Annotated in this window: 3 protein-coding genes; all 3 read right to left on the bottom strand. The window is 44.4% G+C overall.

Annotation, left to right across the window (positions count from 1 at the left end; translation table 11 throughout):
• The coding region (locus QT974_RS25140; protein ID WP_333471132.1) for a beta strand repeat-containing protein at positions 1 to 3,796 on the bottom strand (3,796 nt) is incomplete at its 3' end.
• A gap of 685 nt (positions 3,797 to 4,481) precedes the next feature.
• Complete coding sequence (gene tnpA, locus QT974_RS25135) at positions 4,482 to 4,934, bottom strand: IS200/IS605 family transposase (protein WP_333471131.1); 453 nt, start codon at positions 4,932 to 4,934, stop codon at positions 4,482 to 4,484.
• A 92-nt stretch (positions 4,935 to 5,026) separates the two neighbouring features.
• On the bottom strand, positions 5,027 to 5,285 hold a 259-nt coding region (locus QT974_RS25130), incomplete at its 5' end, for a hypothetical protein (RefSeq protein WP_333471130.1).

Below are 5,285 nucleotides of genomic sequence, written 5' to 3'. Positions count from 1 at the left end.
TTACAGGTGTTGGGGTGGAATTTACAGGTGTTGGGGTGGAATTTACAGGTGTTGGTGTGGAATTTACAGGTGTTGGGGTGGAATTTGCAGGTGTGGGTGTTGGGGAAGTGTCGTTATCAGTAATGGCGACATTAACAGGCGAAATTGTGATGTTATTGTATTTAACATCGGTACTGGTAGCAGTATGGTCGATCGCACCTGCATGATTTCCTTCAACTGCATTGTCATCAACTGCTTTCACCGTCACAGTTTGAGCGACATTCCAATTAGCAGCGGTAAAAGTCAGTGCAGCGATCGGTTGAATTTGAGTGCCTGTAGCTAAGTTAATCGTAACAGGTGCTGTCGGTTGAGTATTTAACTCAATGCTATAACTTCCATTTGCACCGCCTTCTGTTGCATTGGTGGCCGTCGGGTTAATCGAAACGCCCGGGGAGTCGTTATCAGTAATGGCGACATTCACAGGGGAAATTGTGATGCCGTTATATTGAGCATCGCTACTGGTAGAAGTATGGGCGATCGCACCTGCATGATTTCCTTCAACTAAAGTGTCGTCAACTGCTTTCACTGCCACAGTTTGAGCGACATTCCAATTAGCAGCAGTAAAAGTAAGTGCGGTAATTGGTTGAATTTGAGTGCCTGTACCTAAGTTAATCGTCACAGGTGCTGTCGGTTGAGTGTTTAACCGAACGCTATAACTGCCATTTGCACCGCCTTCCGTTGCATTGGCCGCGGTCGGGTTAATCGAAACACCAGGGGAGTCGTTATCGGTAATGGCGACGCTCACAGGCGATATTGTGAGGCTGCTGTTGTAATTAACATCGCTGCTAGTAGCTGTATGGGCGATCGCACCTGTATGATTTCCTTCAACTAAATTGTCATCAACCGCTTTCACCGTAACAGTTTGAGGGGTATTCCAATTAGTAGCGGTAAAAGTTAGTGCAGCGATCGGTTGAATTTGACTACCTGTAGCCAAATTAATCGTCACAGGTGCTTTCGGTTGAGTATTTAAGTTAACACTGTAACTTCCTGTTGCGCCGCCTTCGGTTGCTGTCGTGTTAGTAGGAGTAATGCTGACGCCTGCGGTGTCGTTATCGGTAATGGCGACGTTAACGGGCAAAATCGTGAGGCTGTTGTAATTAGCGTCGGTACTGCTAGAAGTATGGGCGATCGTACCTGTATGATTTCCTTCGACTAAATTGTCGTTAACCGCTTTAACTGCAACAGTTTGAGCGAGATTCCAATTAGTAGCGGTAAAAGTAAGTGCGGTAATTGGTTGAATTTGAGTGCCTGTAGCCAAGTTAATCGTAACAGGTGCTGTGGGTTGAGTATTTAACTTGACGCTGTAACTTCCATTTGTACCACCTTCTCTCGCACTCGTGTTAGTGGGAGTAATGCTAACACCTGCGCTGTCGTTATCGGTAATCTTAGCATTGACGGTGTTGCCGGCAGTGCCGTTAACGGTAAAGCTGACACTCGCCCCGTTGTAACTAGCATCGGTGCTGATAGCAGTATGGGCGATCGGGCCGTTGTGCGGCGAAGTTTCATCTACGGTATCATCAACTGCACTGACTGTGACTGTTTGCGGTACAAACCAGTTAGTTGGAGTGAAACTAATGCCCGCAATCGGTTGAATTTGAGTGCCGGTATTGAATGCGATCGCCACATTTGCAGTAGGCTGATTAGTTAGCACAACTGTATAAGTATCAGTCGTCCCGCTTTCAGCTACATTTGTGTTGCCGCCCGACTCAATAATCTTTACCTGCGGCCCGCCAGGAATGATTTTAGTAATAAAAGCATCAAAATCGCCTCCCCCATTCGCCGCTTGCCAAGGATTCGCAGTAGGCAAATTAGTAGAATTAGTACCTCCCGCGACATAAACTGCACCATTCGCATCCACCGCAATAGCACTACCGAAGTCGTTACCGCTGCCACCAATATAAGTAGAATCAACTAAGGCAGAACCAGATGAATCGATTTTCGTAATAAAAGCATCTAGCCCGCCACCGCTGATACTTTGAATCGCATTCTTAGTCGGAAAATTAGTCGAAGTAGTGTTTCCCGTCACATAAGCATTACCCGCATTGTCTGCTGTAATGCGATCGCCATTCTCCTCTCCGCTGCCGCCCAAATAAGTTGAATAAATCAAAGAGTTATTAGGACTTATCTTGGTGACAAAAGCATCTTTAGCACCACCTCCATTAGCTGCTTGAATCGGACTAAGTGTAGGAAAATCAGTTGAAGATGTATATCCCACAACATAGGCATTTCCAGAACTATCTACAGCAATATCATTACCTTTATCTTCACCGCTGCCACCTAAATAAGTGGAATAAGTAAGTTCACCATTCGCGTTAAATCTACTGACAAAAGCTTCAAAACCGACTATAGGTATATCATTAGCTGAGTTCAGTGGGAAGTTAGTCGAATTGGTATTTCCGGTAACCCAGACATTACCAGAATTGTCTAGTGCAATGCCTTTAGCATCATCAATACCAGAACCACCTAAATAGGTAGAGTAAACTAAAGCACTGCCGGTTGGATTAACTTTAGCAAGAAACCCATCCAGTTCTCCTCCGTAATTAAACTGGGAGGCAGTGTCAGTAGTGGGGAAACCGCCGTATGTCGGCCCGACAACATAAGCATTACCGTTACTGTCTACTTTAATGCCGTTGCCAAGGCTACTCCCGCTAGCGCCGAAAAAAGTACCACCACCGGAAATAGCGCTACCGCCTAAAAAAGTAGAATAAACTAACGAGTTCCCTGCTGAAGTGAGTTTAGTTATAGCAGCACTCGTAATATTTGCTGTAGCTTTAAAAGAACCGGCTGTAGTTGGATAACCCGGATTGACTGGCCCGGTTAAATAAGCATTTCCTTGACTGTCTACCGCAATGTCAAAACCTTCATCATTATTAGGGCCGCCGATATAAGTAGAGTAAACTAAGGCTGTTCCTTGGGGGTTAATTTTCGTAACCAAGATATCAGATTGACCCCCTGGGGTAGTTTGGAATGCACCGGGAGTAGTCGGAAAATTGTTAAAAGTAGTGCCAATAATGTAAGCCGCACCTGTGCTATCTACGGTTATGCGGTTGGCATTCTCATTGCCGCTGCCACCCAGATAAGTCGAGTAAGCTAAAACCGGGTCAATAACTAGGGGTTGAGTGCGATCGAACTCTCCCAAACTAAAATTAACTTGATTGTTTCCTAATAAATTGTAAGCTGCGGGAACATTCACCCGCTGTCCGTTGATGTCTTGATAAACGATCGGTGCGTTATCAATTAATTCGCCTAGCGGTGTTTCTAAAATCAGTGCGCCGTCGTCGCGCAAGCGGATGTTGTTAACACCGCTATAATTCATCTTAATTTGACTCGGATCGGCAAAAGGTGCAACCAAAAACTCGCTCTTAAGTTGTCCTTCTGTGCCTTTGAAAACGCGATCGATTCCTTGATAAACGTTTTGATAAACAACGCCGTTAAAAGTAGGAACATCTGTGTGCCATTGACTGGAATCTTCGCCTAAAATAAAGTTAGCAAATCCGGGCAATTTTTCTAAGCCGGAAATTGTGGGATTCGGGTTACTGTCTGCTAAGCTGCTGCGGACAGTTGCAGAATTTGTGGCTGCATTTCCCGGTTCATTGGGTTTTTGGAAAGCGGTAAAGGTGACTTCGTTGGGAGTGAAATAGATACTGTGACCGGCACCTTTTACCTGGAATTTCACAGATGGATCGGTTTGTCCAGCGTTTGCAATAAAACTTAAGGGAATTTGACCGTAAGATGTTTGTGGATTTGGAGAGTTCATATGCTGGTACCCCTGGTTTATGTTATTCAGTAAGTTTACGGGAGTACCGGCTCTGCTGTATTGTAAATTCTTGCGAAAAAATTGCGAAAAATACAACTTTCTTGCGAAATTTCTCGGTTTTTTATGAATAATTGTAACGATGGTTGCGGGTGCGATTTGTAAGTGCGAAATTTCGAGGGTTCGCTAGCGGTTAAAATGTCTGTCTCGTAGTCTCATAGTCCGCCAGGGGTTAAAACGCTTGTTTCATAGCGAAAGTCCTCTGAAAGAGGACTGGGATGGATGATGATTTAATTGGATTTGTCAGTCGGTTTCAACCGACTTTCGCTATGAGACGGGGATTTTAATCCCCGGCGGGATTGTGGGTGAATGCAAAGATTTTTGAAGGCGAAATATTGTGGGTAATGCAAAGATTTTTGAAGGCGAAATATTGTGGGTGAATGCGAAGATTTTTGAAGGCGAAATATTGTGGGTATTCCGAGAGTCCGCCAGGGGTTAAAACCCCTGTCTCATAGCGAAAGTCCTCTGAAAGAGGACTAAGATTGATGATAATTTAATGGGGTTTTTTAGTCGGTTTTTAACCGACTTGCGCTCTCTCGACGGGGATTTCAATCCCCGGCGGACTTTTGGACAAATGCGAAAACTTTGGAGTACCACAAACTTTCGGTAAGCGCGAGAGTTCCATCTATTAATTCTCTTGCCGCTTCGCATACCAGCGGGTTGGGCGATCGTCTCGATCGGTGATTTGTTCTAAATGCGAATTTACAGTGTTTTGCAAATGATGTTGTTTTTGATTGATAACATAAGCGACTGCTTGTTCTAGTTGTGTTTGTCCTAAAGAGAATACTCCATATCCTTCTTGCCACCCAAATCTATTGGGATTTTGCGAAGTTTGATTGAGATAATGGCTGCTGCTACCTTTAATATTTTTTACAAATTCTGCGATCGATTGTGTCGGAGGAATGGAAACTATTAAATGTATGTGATTTTCTGTGCCACCGATCGCGTGGACGATGCAGTTGAGGGTATCAGCCTTGCCGATGATATAGTTGTAAAGTTCTGTTTCTGTTTGTGGATGTATTAGAGGTTGCCTTTCTTTTGTTGCCCAAACTAAATGGTAGTACAGCCGCCACATTGCCATAAATATGTTTCCCGATATTGACGTAATTTTTTTTATTATTTTGCGATTTTATAGCCATGTTATTTTACCATATCAGTAGCTCGTATTATAATTTAATCTAGCTTTTGAGTCGGTTTCAACCGAATGCACGCTCTCTCGACGGGGAATTGATTCCCCGGCAGACTTGTGGGTAAATGCGAAGACTCAATAATACCAAAAATTTTGGGTAAGTCCGAGAGTCCGAGAGTCCGCCAGTTCGAGAGTCCAAGAGTTCGCCACTCCGACAGTCCGCCAGTTCGATTTTTCGCTAGTTCGAGAGTCCGCCAGGGGTTAAAAACCCCTGTCGAGAAAGCGCAAGTCCTCTCAAAGAGG

The organism is Microcoleus sp. BM001215392, from assembly GCF_036700185.1.
GTDB lineage: Bacteria > Cyanobacteriota > Cyanobacteriia > Cyanobacteriales > Microcoleaceae > Microcoleus.
The sequence above is the reverse complement of the archived record's forward strand: the minus strand, read 5'-3'. Positions and strand labels throughout refer to the sequence as shown.